This is a genomic window from Bacillus sp. 205(2023) (assembly GCF_037027485.1).
Lineage (GTDB): Bacteria > Bacillota > Bacilli > Bacillales > Bacillaceae > Bacillus > Bacillus halotolerans.
The window spans coordinates 235140-251077 of record NZ_JAXCHF010000003.1; the positions used below are offsets into that span (position 1 = coordinate 235140).

Sequence of the window (15938 nt, forward strand, 5' to 3'; positions counted from 1 at the left end):
AGGAGAGAATCGTTTTAATGATTCTCTCCTTTAACTAATTCTTGCATATCGTGCGGCAGAGCCGCATGAAACGTCATTTTCTCCTGCGTCAGCGGGTGGATAAACGACAGCTGCTCACTGTGCAGCGCCTGCCTGTCAATCTTTTGTCTCGTTCCGCCGTACAACGTATCGCCGCACAGCGGGTGTCCGAGGTAGCTCATATGGACGCGAATCTGGTGGGTCCGCCCTGTCTCAAGCTGCAATGCCACCGAGGTTAAGTCATCTGTTATACGTGTGACACGAAAGTGAGTAACAGCCTTCTGACCGCCCGGTGTCACCATCCGTTCAATGATACTGTCAGGATGTCTGTCAATCGGGGCGTCTATCTTTCCCTCTGTCTCTGTCATACGTCCATGCACAACCGCAACATATCTGCGTTTCACAAGGCCGTTTTTTTGTGCCGACGATAAAATGGAGTGGGCAAAGCGATGCTTGGCAATCAGCATGACACCAGACGTGTCCCGGTCTAGCCGGGTGACAAGATGCACTGTGGCCCGCACTCCGTTTTTTTGGTAGTGATGGATGATGCCATTTGCGATGCTTCCCGCCGGGTGCTCTCGCGACGGAATAGATGACACATACGGCTGTTTGTTTATCACAAGCACGTGTTCATCCTCATACAGAATATCGAGCGGAACAGGCTCGGCCAAAAGCGTCTCGCTCACCTGTTCCTCAGGAAACTTTACAACTAGAAGGTCTCCGTCTCTCAATACGTATTTAACAGTCACATGCTCACCGTTAATGAGAAGATCTCCTCCGCTAAACTTGATATCGGTCAGCAGACGTTTCGAAATCCCCAGCTCGCCCGCATATTCCTTTAAGGTCATTCCGTCTTCAGCGGAAGTGATGTTCTTTTCAATAATAAATTGCTCCACGATACGTCCTCTTTCTACTCACCTTTTCCGATAAATGAATCCTGGACTCTTTTCCAAAACGGAAACGGACGGAATCTTGCAAATCTTACATTTTCGGATGCAACCTGGCAGCGGATGGACTTTACATCCTTATGAAGCAGGGTTAAATGGTCAATTGTTACTTGAAAGTCAACTTCGTTTCTCGGTTTAATCATGCAATCATGATGGGAAGGGAGAAGGAGCGGTGATCCGACCGTCCGGAATACGCGGTTATTGATAGATGCCATTTCCGCCAGCTGAATCGCTCTGATGGATGGGTGGATAATTGCTCCGCCCAGCGCTTTATTATAGGCTGTGCTCCCGGAAGGCGTGGACAGGCAAAGGCCGTCGCCTCGGAACGTTTCAAAGAGCTGCCCTTTGATTTCCACATCCGCCACAAGGCTTCCTTCTATGCTTTTAATCGTACATTCATTTAACGCCAAATATCTTTCCTCTCGCTCATTTTCATGATAGGTCACTATCACTTCAAGGAGCGGATATTCCACAGTATGATACGGTGTTTTCGCAATTGCGAGCACCAGTTTTTCAATTTCATGAGGAACCCAGTCCGCATAAAACCCAAGATGACCCGTGTGAACGCCGACAAAAGCTGTTTTATCTAACCTGTCGCTGTATCTGTGAAAAGCGTATAAAAGCGTCCCGTCGCCCCCGACTGAAATGACGATTTCCGGTTCATTTTCATCCAGTTCCATGTCAAAATCCAATAAATACGCCTGTATTTTGCTTTTCAGCGTATCAGAAACATTATCTCCTTTTGACGATACGGCAAATTTCATGCTTTTTCTTCCCCTTTACCTATTGATGCTCGCTTCCTTTTTTCTTTCTGGAAAAGGCAGCTTGAGCTTCCTGTATTTCACCCTTGATCTCCGACATCTCTTCATCAAGCCGCGAAGCCGCTTCAGAAGCGCGCTGGAGCCTCAGTTTTACTTTTTCAGGAATGTTTCCGCTGTATTTATAATTTAATGAATGCTCAATGGTCGCCCAAAAATTCATCGCCAGCGTACGGATCTGTATTTCAACAAGAACATGTTTCTCTCCGGATATCGTCTGCAAAGGATACATCACGACAAGGTGATATGACCGATACCCGCTCTCTTTATGTTCTGCAATATAATCTCTCTGATCCACAACGGTGAAATCTTTTCGGGCAAACAGCATTTCCTTTACAAATTGGATGTCATCGACAAATTGGCACATGATCCTAAGGCCTGCGATATCCTGCATGGTTTCAATTTCATGTAACGGTATGCTTTTCCGTCTGGCTTTTTCGAGTATACTCGCCACAGGCTTGACGCGTCCTGTCACAAACTCAATCGGTGAATGGTCATCCTCATATTCATAAAGCGTGCGGATCCCCTTGAGCTTCACTTTTAATTCTTCAACAGCCTGGCGGTACGGCACTAAAAAACGCTCCCATTGCTTGTCATCCATCATACATCCCCCAATTCAGCACCAGTTTCTATAGAAATACGCGTTTCACTTTTTCTTCCATTTCTTCTCCGTAGTTCGCATTATCTTTAATATTTTCTAAAAGATACTCCAGCTCCTCATAAAGGCCTGACAGCTCAATGCTTTCCTTCCCTGCCTCTAAAACAATCGGTTTTCTTTGATCATAGGCCTGCTTCAGTTCAGGCCATATATGTTCCTTTATCATGACATATTCAAAAGAATCAGCTAATTCAAGTATGTATACAAAAGCAATGTTGTCAGAATCAACAAGCATTTGACCTGACGGCTTGCGCTCTGCTTCGATTCCTTCTGTCTCACAGGTTAGGCGAAGCTCATCATCCGATAGTGTTGCATTTACGATTTCGATTCTGTTTTGCATAATGCTCTCCTTTATAAACAAAGTACAGATTCATTTTATCATATCAAGCTCGATATTGATAAACCTAACATCTAAAGAGATAATAGTAAAAATGAGATTTACAGAGCTGAAAGGAAGACAATCATGAGCCAAGAAATTGAAATTGAATTTAAAAATCTGCTGACAAAACATGAATTTGAAAACATAGCTGCAGCACTGCACTTGACAGAAAAAGAATTTACAAATCAAGAGAATCACTATTTTGATACCAACAGCTTCGCACTGAAACAAAAACATGCGGCGCTTCGAATACGCAAGAAAAATGGCGAGTATGTGCTGACGTTAAAAGAACCGGCTGAAGTTGGACTTCTGGAAACCCACCAGAAACTTTCCGGCGTATCCGACTTTACACGTTTCACGATTCCGAAAGGACCTGTCGAGGACCAGCTGAAGAAGCTTCACATCGATACAGACGCGATTCATTATTTTGGATCTTTAGCAACAAATCGTGCAGAAAAAGAAACAGAAAAAGGTTTAATAGTTTTAGATCACAGCCGATATTTAAATAAAGAGGATTATGAAATCGAATTTGAGGCGGCTGACTGGCATGAAGGCAAACTGGCCTTTGAAAAGCTGCTTCAGCAATTCAGTATTCCTCTGCGTGAAACCAAAAATAAAATTCAGCGTTTTTATGAAGAAAAACGAAAGTCTATATAAGGTGGAATGACATAGTGAACGTAACGAATTGGGCGGCTCTCCTTCAGCTTCAGGCATTACAGTCTATATCAAATGCAAGCAGCACGGGCAGTCAGAATGCCGAAAGCCCGCTTTCAAGCTTCAGCTCCTTGCTCAGCCAATATACAAATGGACTGTCCCAGCAAACAACAGCGTCAGCAGCATCTTCAAGCCCGCTCAGCCAGCTGAACAGCGTTTACGGGACATCGCCGTCACTGCTTTCAGCTTACGGGCTTACCTCCTATTCAAACGGCAATGCCGGCCAAATGACAAAAGCGAGTGAAAGCACTGAAACAGCCGCTGTTGATGTCTCCTCAAACAAACAAGAGGATAAAAACATCAGTTCGGGTGACCTCTCAATCGACAGCGCTATAAAAAAAGCCTCTGACAAATACGGAGTCGATGAAAAATTAATCCGCGCTGTCATCAAACAGGAATCAGGCTTTAATGCAAAAGCCGTCAGCGGTGCAGGCGCAATGGGCTTAATGCAGCTGATGCCGTCAACAGCAACCTCACTTGGTGTTTCCAATCCGCTTAATCCGCAGCAAAACGTTGAGGGCGGAACGAAGTATTTAAAACAAATGCTGGATAAATATGATGGCAATGTATCGATGGCGTTAGCAGCTTATAACGCCGGACCTGGAAACGTTGATCGATACGGAGGCATTCCGCCTTTCAGAGAAACTCAAAACTATGTAAAAAAAATAACAGCAACCTATTACGCGTAACCGGAGCGGCTCTTGCCCTCCGGTTTTTTTGCGGAGTGAAATCTTACACATTCATGATTTGTATGTGATATGATATGAATTACAAACCCGGCTCTAAAGCCGAACCCTGTCTTCAAGCACATAAAAGGCAGTTTGTTTGTAGAAATGATGCCTTGTTGCTAAAATAAATCATAGATGAATTGAAATAAATACAGAAAATAACTTTTTGCAATAGGAATTATGATTCCTATTAGCCATATTTAAAGGAGTAGTCAACATGGGACAATCGTTTAACGCACCTTATGAAGCGATTGGAGAAGAACTTCTATCGCAACTTGTTGATACTTTTTATGAGCGTGTCGCGTCTCATCCTTTGCTTAAGCCCATATTTCCGAGCGATTTAACAGAAACGGCCAGGAAACAGAAGCAATTTTTGACACAGTATTTAGGCGGGCCTCCCCTTTATACTGAGGAACACGGCCATCCCATGCTCAGGGCAAGACATCTTCCCTTTCCAATTACAAACGAGAGGGCCGATGCGTGGCTCAACTGTATGAAAGACGCAATGGACCATGTAGGACTAGAGGGCGATATTCGTGAATTTTTGTTTGGCCGGCTGGAGTTGACAGCAAGGCATATGGTGAATCAAACAGAAGCGGAGGATCGATCATATTGACAAACTATCAGCATGAGCAATACTTCGCCCATTGCCACGGCCATCCAAAAAAACCGCTGGAAATCTACATGTTTGTTGACCCTTTATGTCCCGAATGCTGGTCCTTAGAGCCTGTCATAAAAAAAATGAAAATCAGATACGGACGTTTTTTCACCTTACGCATCATCGCATCCGCAAGCCTTACAGCGTTAAATAAGAAACGCAAAAAGCATCTTCTGGCAGAAGCCTGGGAAAAGATCGCTAGCCGCTCCGGTATGCCGTGTGACGGCAGTGTATGGTTTGAGCAAGATCAGCCGCTCTCTTCTCCATATATGGCCGCTCTCGCATTTAAGGCAGCCGAACTTCAAGGAAGAAGAGCCGGTATGCAATTTCTTCGGAATATGCAAGAGAGTCTGTTCGTTTCGAAGAAGAATATAACGGATGAAAACGTGCTTTTGGAAATAGCGTCAAAAACAAGCCTAGATCTCGAGGAATTTCAAAAAGACCTTCACTCCCAAAGCGCGGTAAAGGCGCTTCAATGCGACATGAAAATCGCGGCTGAGATGGATGTTACAGCCACCCCGACGCTGACGTTTTTTAATACGCAGCATGAAGATGAAGGACTTAAAGTCCCCGGCAGCTATTCATATCATGTATATGAAGAAATCTTATTTGAGATGCTTGGCGACGAGCCGAAGCCGTCGGAAACACCGCCTCTGGAATGTTTTATTGAATATTTCCGTTTCGTTGCCTCTAAGGAAATCGCTCTTGTATATGATTTGAGTCTTGAAGAGGTAGAAAAGGAAATGAAAAAATTGGCGTTTGCTAAAAAGGTTGCCAAAGTAGAGGCCAAGCACGGAATGTTTTGGCAGTCCCTCACAAGCAGTTCTGATGAATACCAATCATGTGAAAAATAGCCGCAGGCGTGTATATGCTTGAGGCTGTTTTTTTGCGCAAAAATAAAACATATGTTCTGTTCAAAGCACTAAAGAAACCGCGCCGGGATAAGCGCGGTTTCATATGTCTTAACGACAACAAAGGGGATGGGAGAAATTTTTCACGGTCAAACAAAGGGGTAATGTTTGTTTGTGATCAATTTCACATCCTTATCATATCAAAAGTTGTCGACTGTTGACAACCATTAAGCTTAATGTTCATATTTTTGTCACAAAACATAACTGACAGATTTCATTCATATGCTTGTAAGGAACAAGGACGAGGAGGATCGCCATGATGTTTAATGTAATCTCAATTGTGTGCATTGTTGTTTTTTTCTGTTTAAATTTATTAGCTATGATGCATATGCTGCCTCTTTACATTACATCCCCTCTGCTATTTCTCTCTATTCTGTTTACCTTGTACCGCCTGAACCATCGGAAAACCTTTAAAGGATTTTAAAAAGCCTGTGCATCATTTATGCACAGGCAATTTTTTTAAGACTGCTTTACTTTTAACAGCAGTTCTTCCATCTCATCAAGTTTTTCCTCAAACATTTTGCACGCAGCTTCAATCGGTTCTGGAGACGTCATATCAACGCCCGCTTTTTTCAAGATGTCGATCGGATATTGTGAGCTGCCCGCTTTCAGGAAGTCAATATAACGGTCAACCGCAGGCTTGCCTTCCTTCAAAATTTGGCTGCTTAACGCCTGGGCCGCACTGTACCCTGTCGCATACTGATATACATAGTAGTTGTAATAGAAATGCGGAATCCGTGACCATTCGAGTCCGATTTCTTTATCAATCACCATGTCGTTTCCGAAATACTTTTTATTCAGATCATAATATACATTGGTCAAGAGCTCAGGTGTGAGCGGCTCTCCTTCTTGCGCTTTTATATGGATAAGATGTTCAAATTCTGCAAACATCGTTTGTCTGAAGACAGTTCCTCTAAAGCCCTCAAGCATATGGTTGAGAATATATAAACGCTGTTTTTCGTCCTCTAAATTGTTCAGCAAATATTCACCAAGCAGCGCTTCATTTGTCGTGGAGGCAACTTCCGCGACAAAGATGCTGTAATTGCCGTAAGGATATGGCTGATGTTTTCTCGTATAGTAGCTGTGAACAGAGTGGCCGAACTCATGGACTAGCGTAAAGAGATTATTGACGTTATCATGCCAGTTCATTAAAATATACGGATTTGTGCCGTATGTTCCAGAAGAGTAAGCGCCGTTGCGTTTCCCTTTATTTTCATAAACATCAACCCAGCGGTTTTCAAGCCCCTCTTTTAAGATAGAGCGGTATTCTTCTCCTAAAGGTGCAAGCCCCTTTAGCATATAATCTTTAGCTTGTTCGTACGTAACCTTCATTCCCGCATCCTTCACAAGCGGTGTATACAGATCATAGATATGCACTTCATCCAGCTCAAGCACTTTCTTTCTCAGTGCAATATAACGATGCAGCAGCGGAAGATGCTTGTTAATCGTTTTGACGAGATTGTCGTATACCTCTTCAGGGATACTGTTGTTAGAAAGCGCAGCTTCGCGTGCTGATTTGTACTTTTTCATTCTTGCGTAGAAGTTGTCTTTTTTCACAGTCCCGCTCAAGGTAGTCGCCATTGTGTTTTTATATTGACCGTATGTTTTATATACAGCGTCAAACGCATTTTTGCGGACTTCGCGGTTTTCGCTTTCTAAGAAATTAATAAAATTGCCGTGAGTGATCTGTTTTTCTTTTCCCTCTTCATCTTTAATTGATGGGAATGTAATATCGGCATTATTTAACACGCTGAACGTATTTGACGACGAAGACAGCACCTCAGAAGCTTCAGCCAGCAGCGCTTCTTCCTTCTCGCTCAGCACGTGCGGGCGTTCCTTTGTGATTTCTTCAATCGCGTGTGAGTAAAGCTTCAGCTCTTCTTTTTCAAGAATAAACTGCTGCAGTTTGTCTTCCTCTATGGATAAAATCTCCGGAACAAGATAGGCTGTTGCGCTTGCGGCCTGTGTATACAGATTTCCAGCCTTATCATTAAGCCCCTGATAAAAGGAGTTCCCGGTATCTTGGTCTGAGCGCATATGCGCGTATGTGTAAAGTTTGCCCAAACGCTCCATCACCTTATCTTGGTAAGTAAGGGCTTCGTATAAATGATCAGCTGAATCAGCCAGCTTGCCTTTATACTTAGATAATTCCGGTATTAATTCTTTGACAGCTTGAAATTCTTTATTCCAGGCCTCATCACTAGGAAAAATATCCTCTAGTCTCCATGTGTCCTCTACCTTTACCTCGCTTCGGTCAGGCAGTTGATTAGCTTTTTTTTCCTCAGCCATGGTGATCCCCCTCGTTTTCTTTGATTCAAGCCAATTGAAAAAACGGTTGTTTCTCAATAAACTTGTGTTGTGAATATCTTCCGGTTTTTCACTGCCATTTGTCAAATCATATGCAGTTATGAAGAGAACGAATGCCAAAAAAGCAGTAAAAACACGAAAAACCTTTCCTTTTGTGCTTCTCACAACCAGCCCACCACCTTTGTCTTAGGGTGAGCCAAATCAGGAAAACTCATTCGATAAAACAGCTTCTGTCTTTTTCAATGAGATCCTGTAATGATTGGCTGCGCTTTGCGGGCTGATTCAGCACATATACTTCTTTCTGAGTCTCCCTCAAAAATCCCTTCTTGCACAAAAACTCAATGTACTGTTTAACCGCCTCAATGAAATCCTGATCCCTGTATACGCCTCTTAGCAGAATGTTCTTTTTATGAATGTGTATTTTGCAGTGCTGCAAAACGGCTGAAAAGCGAATGGGCGCATGTTTATATCCAAGATCCGTAATAAACAGATAAAGATAGCCCTGCCATACAAAAACGGGACTCTTAAAAACAGCTCCTTTCTTTACAGGAACAAACACCTCTGTCGGAAGAAAAGAGAGAGGTGTTTGCCGTTTTTCATAAAACAGAAGCCTGATCCGATTCATATCTTTAGAGAGAAACCGATGAGTTTTGCGGCGAAAACGGAGAATGGCCCCTGTCCAATCTGAGTGCTTAAACGACGAATTTGGTTCAGTGAAAAATAAATCTTCAGCCGCTGCCTGGCGGATTGGAATCGTTTGAACGGAGCAGTAAAAATGGGTTGTGTAAAACGGGATCATGTGGCTGAGCCTCAGGAAAGAATGTGTTTCGGGGCAGTAACATAACAGATCACTGTTCGGACTGGCATTGATAAACTGCCAATGGAAAGCGGACAGCTGGTAAAAGGATGATGATGTCCGTTTTAAGCGGCTGCCCCCAAGAATCCACTGCGGTATCATTCCTGCTTGTTTGAAACCGGCTGTTCTTTTTTGAAAGACATCTGGAGCGAGAGTCGCGCATTGGTATTCAACTGCAAGCGTATCCCCCTTTACTTTTGCCAAGATGTCGGGCCTTTGTTTAATCTCTTTCACGTACGGCTCTAAGAGCGGGGAAGCCTTTTGCGTTTTCAGCCATACATAAAGCTGCCGTTTTCCTTCTAAGTGATAGGCGCTCTCAGGTTCTATGTCTATCGTGCAGGACTTGTTCTGTTTATGGGCAAAATGCGGCGCTTTCTGAGACCCTAGCTTCACATCGAGCTCCTCTGCACACACCGGGCAGAAAAACCTGGTCTGCTTTAATTGTTCTCTCCTCTGCCTGCCTATGAGGTGAAACACTTGGCCGTCTTCTGTCACAGCACTAAACAATTGTCATCTCTCCTTTCCAGATTCATAACTCTTTCTGGAAATAACCGATGAACTCCTGTTCGCTGATGTTTTGCCTATATGTATGTTTTTGATTTTCCAGCTTCAATATGTTGTTTTGAAATAGAAAAAAACCGATTTCCGGCAAGAAATCGGTCTGCTATGATGCAAAGTGTTTTTTTATCGTTTCAAGAGCGTGCTCTGATACAACCAGCTTGCCGTATTCTTCAAGACGGTGTATGCTGATTGAGGATTCAGACGCGTACTCCAACAGGATGCTTAGCTGATTTTCAACCTCTTCATCAGTCAAATTGTAAAAATCCACATATAAATAATATCGGTTCTCAAACGAATATAAAGTCGTTTTACTTCCGTTAACGTTTAATTTAGATAGAGAAATTACATCTTCGAAGTCATCAAACCGCAAGACAAATTGAAGCTTTTGCTCCTTCTCTTCCTGATTGACTTCTTGCTCTTCTTTTTGAAAATCATCCAGCAAGGCGTCAAGATCCTCAGATGCTGGTTCTTGCTTTTTATCCTCAGGAATCGGCAGTTCGAGCTTTTGTCCGTCTTTGGAAAGCTGGGCTTTGGTGACGATAATTTCTAATCCTTTGTCCAGTGCCTGAACTTGAATCCAAAGAGGACCTTCAACAGCGAATTCCTCTTCCTCATGAACTTCATCCATAACTTCCCAGAATAGTTCTTCACTGCGCTCACGGTTATACCAAATTTCTTCTCTGTCAAAACCGCGATCTTCAATATCTCCATAAGACATATAAAATTTTACTGTATGCTCGTTAATTCTTTCAATTTCCATTTGCCAACCTTCCCTTCTATATAAGATGTTGAAGGGACATCTAAGCTCCCGATTAATAGTACTTTACTACACTTTACCCATTCCGTCCACATCTTAACCTTGAACCAAGGCAAGTGTGAATTCCTTTGTATTTCTATTTTATGATAAATCAGTCACAAAAGAAATAAAAATGCATCTTCGGCCAAAAAATGGCTTGTCTTCCGCTCCGCTATCATAAATTGCCTCCCGCTTCATATATTAGTGGTACAAGCGATGGAACGAAAGCGAGGTGCCGATTCATGGAGCATGACTATCTGATATCGCTGCTGCTTATCGTCGGAATTGATCTGATTCTCGGCGGCGATAATGCAGTCGTGATCGCCATGGCCAGCCGAAATTTACCGGACAAGCAAAGACAGCAAGCCATTATTCTCGGAACATTTATCGCCGTTGCGATGAGAATCGGATTAACAAGCGCAGCAGTTTATCTTTTAAATATTCCTTTCCTGCAATGCGCCGGCGGAATTTTCCTTCTATATTTGGGATACCAGCTATTAATTGAAAAAAAAGACGCCCAGCACGTCAAAAGCAGCACCTCTCTGTGGAAAGCCATACGAACAATTGTACTCGCAGACCTGTTTATGTCGCTGGACAATGTAATTGCTGTCGCAGGAGCGTCGCACGGTGAGCTTTCTCTCGTTATGATTGGTCTGTGTGTATCGGTGCCGGTAATTATTTGGGGAAGCAAACTTATCCACATCGCGCTTGAGAAAATACCTTTATTGATTTATGCGGGAAGCGGATTATTGGCTTATACAGGCGGAGAAATGATTGTCCGGGATAAAAAGCTGTCTTTTTTTATGGCTCAGCACGGCGCCGTTGAAGCGCTTCTCCCCATTTTAACTGTCGTCTTTGTCATCCTTGCCAGCATTTATTATCAGCAGGTTGAAAAATAAAAGAAGGCTGATGATGTCTCAGCCTTCTTTTTAACGTGCGATCTATTAGTTTGCCAAACGCTGTGCTTCTCTTAATTGGAAAGAGCGGACTTTTCTTGGCAGGAAACGTCTGATTTCGTCTTCATTGTATCCGACCTGCAAACGTTTTTCATCGATGATGATCGGACGGCGAAGCAAACCTGGGTGCTCGTTGATCAAGCGGTACAAGTCTTGCAGCGGCATTGATTCAACGTTCACATTCAATTTTTGGAATACTTTTGAACGGGTTGAGATGATTTCATCTGTTCCGTCCTCAGTCATTCTTAAGATTTGTTTTATTTCATCAATTGATAAAGGTTCAGAGAAAATGTTTCTTTCTACATAAGGAATCTCATGCTCCTCGAGCCACGCTCTCGCCTTTCTGCATGAAGTACAGCTTGGTGATGTGTATAATGTAACCATTCATCTTCACTCCTCTAATTAGTAGGATGAACATCTATTTTATTCTTAAATTGAAATTACTCTAAAAAAGGAATCTTTATAGGTATTATACTATAAAAAAGTAAGTGTGAACAGTATCCTAAGAAAAAAATGTGTCAATCCAGCAAATTTTTATTTTATTCATGTGTTTGCATTCTCAATTAGCTTAACTCATCGAAAATATTTTTTTGCTTTTCTTCATCAATGAGTGTCAGGACTTCATCCGTTTTTTCGTATGATTCCCCGTACCATTTCTCATCTTTATAAGTATGAATGTTTTCATATGTCTGTTTCATGGCTTCAAGGATTTCTTCTTCTGATTCTGTTTTCGGTGACCAGTACAGAATCTCCATCTTGTTGACTTCATTCGTAGCCAATGACCGGCGCCGGTACCCAATTGACTGAGCATGCTTAAAATGCTCTCTTTGATAAAATCTCAGGCGTTTTTCTGTATCAGCATCATCTTCATCCACAGGCTCCACCTCAAGCAATATCGGCTTATTTTTCTTTTTCAGCTTGGCAATCAGTTTGCCGCCAAGCCCCTGCCCTCTTGCATCTTTTGACACATACAGATAATCAACGAAGATAAAAGATTCAAATTCCGCAAACATTAAAATATGATGCTTGCCTTCGTCTTTATGATAAATATCGCTTCGCTCTTTCAAAAGAGCTTCCATATGCGCTTTTGATTTCAATTCTTCAATTGGAAAGTACTCGCTAAGCTTTTCGTACCAGTTCATTGATTTGCTCCTTATGAGTTCGTTGTCTTCATACTTTTAGATATACCCCATTTCTTCTTGTTTAAACAGCCTTACATCTATAAAGACGTACGAACTTTCCGCATGGTTTCATTTTTTTTTCGGCAAGTAAGACGATTCGTCGTTCCACCGGAGATGTTTGATCATGCTCAATTCGCGTGTTTTTCCCGTTTGTAATGAATCAGGCCGGGATGCGCCAACGCAATCAAAAAAGTAATGCCGTATAATACAGCCGCCGAAATAAAAGCTGTTTTTGCACCAGCAGCATCAGCCAGCAGTCCCATGATGGAATAGGTAACACCAGACCAAGGAGTCAACATCGCGTTTTTGGCAGCCATGATCCCGATGCGCTTATGTGCCGGAATGACCTCCTGCAATACGGTTTCCTGACAAATATCTCTGACCTGATAAAAAGGCCCCATCGCCGCGCAAGCCAGGGCGCATAAAAGCGGCAAGGGAGAAACCGCAAAGAAAAATGTCAGCACTGACATCACAAGTGAGCTGAATATAATCGCGCACCCCATGTTTCGCTCAAAAAATGCAGAAAAATGGATGGCAATGACACTGCCGATCAAAGCACCTATAAAATAAGAAGCGTTAAAGATTCCCCACCACACTTCTGTTTCATGCAGAACAGCCACTGTAAAAGCCAAAAGAATGGCAGATGACCAAACTGAGCCGGCAAGAGCTTCTATCATGTCCATTGCAGTGATGTCTCTTACAATCGGGGTTGTCATCAGATCCTTCCATACACTTCTGGCAGATGCTGTTTCAGCTGTTCTTTTCATTCCTTCATCGTTCACATGAAGCAGGCTGATGAAAGCTCCGGAAAAGACAAACAGGCAAATGGCACTGCCGACAACGAACTCAAAAGATACAGCATATGTAAGAAGACCTCCAAGTCCCCAGCCAGCTGTTAAAAACAATTGATTAGCGAGTGAAATCACGCCGTTTGCTTTCACGTAATGCTCTTTTGAAACAATGACAGGCAGCAGCGCGAACCTTGCCGGCTGAAAAAAGGCGCCCGAAAATGAAAAACAAAAAACAAACAGAAGCGTCAAGGTCAAGGAGGAAATTCCGTTTTGGCTGACACTGTATGCGATTAGCATCGCAAAGACCGCTCTCAGCAGACTTGCACCGGCAAGCACCTTTTTAAAACCAAGCTTATGGAGTGCATCTGAAATGCAAAAGCTTGCCGCAACACTTGCAAACGACATGAATGATAAAATAAGACCCGAAAAAAAGACAGAGTCGGTCATTTGATAGACCCTTACCATTAAAACGATTGTCACCAGTACTCCAGCTAAAGATTGCAGAGATTGCGACAGAAGCAGCGCAAAGACATTTTTCTGATGAATAATTTGAATAGTGTCCGCCTCCGTTTTTCCTCTAATTGTAAAATATATGACTCTTACTTTCTATCAGCCAAATCAAAAAATCCTTCAAAACATTTGTTTTGAAGGATTTTCAACTTATTATGAGTAGGCTTTAAATTCTTCTTCCGTGCACATCACAAAATGACCTGGTTTTACTTCACGGAATTCCATCTTTTCTCCATCCTTTAGCCGATGCACGGACGGATCGTATTTCTGGCGGACACGATTTCTCTCATAATCCGGGTCAGGAAGCGGAATGGCAGAAAGCAATGATTTTGTATACGGATGTAGCGGGTTTTCGTAAAGTTCATCTGCCGGCGCAAGTTCAACCAGCTTTCCGAAATACATCACTCCGATACGGTCGCTGATGTATTTGACCATTGATAAATCATGAGCGATAAACAAGTAGGTGAGCCCTTTTTCCTTTTGGAGTTCTTTCATTAAGTTCACGACCTGTGCCTGAATAGACACATCCAATGCAGAAATCGGTTCATCCGCGATAATAAATTCAGGATCAACGGCAAGAGCTCTCGCGATCCCGATTCTTTGCCGCTGTCCGCCGGAAAATTCATGCGGATAACGGTTGGCATGCTCCTTGTTTAAACCGACTGTTTGCAGGAGCTCATGAACCCGCTGCATACGCTCTTTCTTCGTTTTCGTCAGCTTATGAATGTCGAGGCCTTCTGCAATAATATCTGCGACTGTCATTCTCGGATTCAGCGATGCATATGGATCCTGGAAAATCATTTGCATTTTTCGGTTGAATTCGAGCAGCTTTTTGCGGGATTTTTTACCGTGAACATTTTCACCGTTAAACAGCACCTCGCCATCAGTTGCTTCGTACAGCCGAATGATACTTCGGCCTGTTGTCGATTTACCGCAGCCAGATTCACCAACCAGACCTAATGTTTCGCCCCTATAGATATCAAACGACAGGTCATCTACGGCTTTAACCGTTCCTCTCGGCGTAACAAAGTGCTGTTTTAAATGTTTGATTTCTAATAATTTCTCCGTCAATTTATTCACCTTCTCTCACTAAGACAGGTTTTTGATACGTATTCGCCAGCGTACGCATTTTCGCTTTTACCGTTTCAGGCGGCTCTGCCTTTGGCGCATCAGGATGAAGCAGCCACGATTTCACATAATGAGTATCGGAAACCTTAAACATTGGCGGCTCCTGTTCAAAATCAATTTTCATCGCATATGAGCTCCGGAGCGCAAAGGCATCTCCTTTTGGAGGATTTGTCAAATCAGGCGGCGTGCCCGGGATTGCCGTCAGCTGTTCGTCTCCTGAGCTGTCAAGTGTCGGCATGGATGCCAGCAGCCCCCAAGTATACGGATGTCTCGGATCGTAAAAAATTTCGTCTACCGTACCGGTTTCTACAATCTGTCCCGCGTACATGACAGCGACCCGGTCAGCAACGTTTGCCACAACACCGAGATCGTGAGTGATAAAGATGATGGAAGTGTCGATTTTCTTTTGCAATTCTTTCATCAATTCAAGAATCTGCGCTTGGATGGTCACGTCGAGAGCAGTTGTCGGTTCATCGGCAATTAACAGCTTCGGATTCGCCGCAAGTGCCATCGCAATGACAACACGCTGTCTCATCCCGCCTGAAAACTCGTGCGGAAATTGGTTGACCCGTTTTTCCGGCATTGGGATCCCTACTAAATCCAGCAGCTCAACAGCACGTTTTTTCGCAGCTTCCTTTGAAATGTTTTCGTGTTTAAAAAGCACTTCCGTAATTTGTTTGCCGACTTTCATTGTCGGATTTAAAGAGGTCATCGGATCTTGGAATATCATTCCGATCTCTTTCCCCCGTACATTTTGCATCTCTTTTTCGGACAGCGGCACTAAATCCTTGCCGTCAAATAAAATCTCACCGCGTTTAAAATAACCCGGGGGCATCGGTATCAGCTTCATGATCGCTTGAGATGTCACACTTTTTCCGGAGCCTGACTCCCCGACGATTGCCAATGTTTCTCCTTTATTCAGATGGAAATTCACTCCGCGGATCGCCTGGACCTCTCCGCCGTATGTTTTAAATGAAATCGCTAAATCTTTTACTTCTAATAGGCGTGTCACCCGTATCAC

Annotated in this window: 19 protein-coding genes; 6 read left to right on the forward strand and 13 right to left on the reverse strand. The window is 43.2% G+C overall.

All coding sequences use genetic code 11. From position 1 onward, the window contains the following. Positions 1-14: 14 nt before the first annotated feature. From WA325_RS11620 to WA325_RS11635, 4 genes are read right to left on the reverse strand one after another with little or no spacing between them, the layout of a single operon-like run. Positions 15-914, reverse strand: coding sequence for an RluA family pseudouridine synthase (locus WA325_RS11620; RefSeq protein ID WP_202853253.1), 900 nt, complete (start codon positions 912-914; stop codon positions 15-17). A gap of 14 nt (positions 915-928) precedes the next feature. Next, entirely contained in the window at positions 929-1729 is an 801-nt protein-coding gene (locus tag WA325_RS11625) for an NAD kinase (protein WP_010333761.1), read from the reverse strand. Positions 1730-1748: 19 nt separating this feature from the next. Then, entirely contained in the window at positions 1749-2384 is a 636-nt protein-coding gene (yjbM, locus tag WA325_RS11630; protein WP_024120930.1) for a GTP diphosphokinase, read from the reverse strand. Between the two features lie 28 nt (positions 2385-2412). Then, on the reverse strand, positions 2413-2781 hold the full coding sequence (locus WA325_RS11635) for a hypothetical protein (RefSeq protein WP_248338269.1): 369 nt from the start codon (positions 2779-2781) through the stop codon (positions 2413-2415). Between the two features lie 123 nt (positions 2782-2904). Here WA325_RS11635 and WA325_RS11640 point away from each other — a divergent pair, with 123 nt between their 5' ends. The 5 genes from WA325_RS11640 (at position 2905) to WA325_RS11660 (ending at position 6255) form a co-directional block, all read left to right on the forward strand. Beyond that, the gene (locus tag WA325_RS11640; protein ID WP_024120928.1) at positions 2905-3477 is read left to right on the forward strand and encodes a CYTH domain-containing protein; all 573 of its coding nucleotides are present in this window, start codon (positions 2905-2907) and stop codon (positions 3475-3477) included. Positions 3478-3491: 14 nt separating this feature from the next. After that, a complete protein-coding gene (locus WA325_RS11645; protein WP_326325898.1) occupies positions 3492-4223 on the forward strand; it encodes a lytic transglycosylase domain-containing protein in 732 nt (243 codons plus the stop codon). Positions 4224-4479: 256 nt separating this feature from the next. Then, a complete protein-coding gene (locus tag WA325_RS11650) occupies positions 4480-4878 on the forward strand; it encodes a globin domain-containing protein (RefSeq protein ID WP_336183659.1) in 399 nt (132 codons plus the stop codon). Beyond that, positions 4875-5774, forward strand: a complete 900-nt coding sequence (gene spxH / locus WA325_RS11655; RefSeq protein ID WP_024120926.1) for a protease adaptor protein SpxH — start codon at positions 4875-4877, stop codon at positions 5772-5774. The genes WA325_RS11650 and spxH overlap by 4 nt, the downstream gene beginning before the upstream one ends. A gap of 313 nt (positions 5775-6087) precedes the next feature. Next, positions 6088-6255 carry a hypothetical protein gene (locus WA325_RS11660; protein WP_024120925.1) on the forward strand — a complete coding sequence of 56 codons (168 nt, stop codon included), beginning with the start codon at positions 6088-6090 and terminating at the stop codon, positions 6253-6255. A gap of 35 nt (positions 6256-6290) precedes the next feature. On the opposite strand, the gene pepF is transcribed toward WA325_RS11660, so the two are convergent. The 4 genes from pepF to WA325_RS11680 form a co-directional block, all read right to left on the reverse strand. Beyond that, positions 6291-8120: an oligoendopeptidase F gene (gene pepF / locus WA325_RS11665; RefSeq protein WP_181185656.1), complete on the reverse strand. Its 1830-nt coding sequence runs from the start codon at positions 8118-8120 to the stop codon at positions 6291-6293. A gap of 229 nt (positions 8121-8349) precedes the next feature. After that, entirely contained in the window at positions 8350-9501 is a 1152-nt protein-coding gene (locus WA325_RS11670; protein ID WP_227598261.1) for a competence protein CoiA family protein, read from the reverse strand. Positions 9502-9658: 157 nt separating this feature from the next. Further along, a complete protein-coding gene (gene mecA / locus WA325_RS11675; RefSeq protein WP_024120921.1) occupies positions 9659-10315 on the reverse strand; it encodes an adaptor protein MecA in 657 nt (218 codons plus the stop codon). Next, a complete protein-coding gene (locus WA325_RS11680) occupies positions 10282-10407 on the reverse strand; it encodes a hypothetical protein (protein WP_120698858.1) in 126 nt (41 codons plus the stop codon). Before WA325_RS11680 ends, mecA begins: the two co-directional genes overlap by 34 nt. A 186-nt stretch (positions 10408-10593) precedes the next feature. Between WA325_RS11680 and WA325_RS11685 the strand changes: the two genes are divergently transcribed. Beyond that, complete coding sequence (locus WA325_RS11685) at positions 10594-11250, forward strand: TerC family protein (protein ID WP_044156385.1); 657 nt, start codon at positions 10594-10596, stop codon at positions 11248-11250. Positions 11251-11295: 45 nt separating this feature from the next. Here WA325_RS11685 and spx read toward each other — a convergent pair whose 3' ends face one another. The 5 genes from spx to oppD form a co-directional block, all read right to left on the reverse strand. Beyond that, a complete protein-coding gene (spx, locus tag WA325_RS11690) occupies positions 11296-11691 on the reverse strand; it encodes a transcriptional regulator Spx (RefSeq protein WP_024120919.1) in 396 nt (131 codons plus the stop codon). Between the two features lie 179 nt (positions 11692-11870). Further along, complete coding sequence (locus tag WA325_RS11695; protein ID WP_010333747.1) at positions 11871-12449, reverse strand: GNAT family N-acetyltransferase; 579 nt, start codon at positions 12447-12449, stop codon at positions 11871-11873. 167 nt (positions 12450-12616) lie between these two features. Next, positions 12617-13834, reverse strand: a complete 1218-nt coding sequence (locus WA325_RS11700; protein ID WP_336183684.1) for an MFS transporter — start codon at positions 13832-13834, stop codon at positions 12617-12619. A 108-nt stretch (positions 13835-13942) separates the two neighbouring features. After that, positions 13943-14860 (reverse strand): oligopeptide ABC transporter ATP-binding protein OppF, encoded by a 918-nt coding sequence (oppF, locus tag WA325_RS11705; protein WP_024120917.1) that lies wholly within the window; start codon positions 14858-14860, stop codon positions 13943-13945. Between the two features lies 1 nt (position 14861). Next, positions 14862-15938, reverse strand: coding sequence for an oligopeptide ABC transporter ATP-binding protein OppD (oppD, locus tag WA325_RS11710; RefSeq protein WP_105953725.1), 1077 nt, complete (start codon positions 15936-15938; stop codon positions 14862-14864).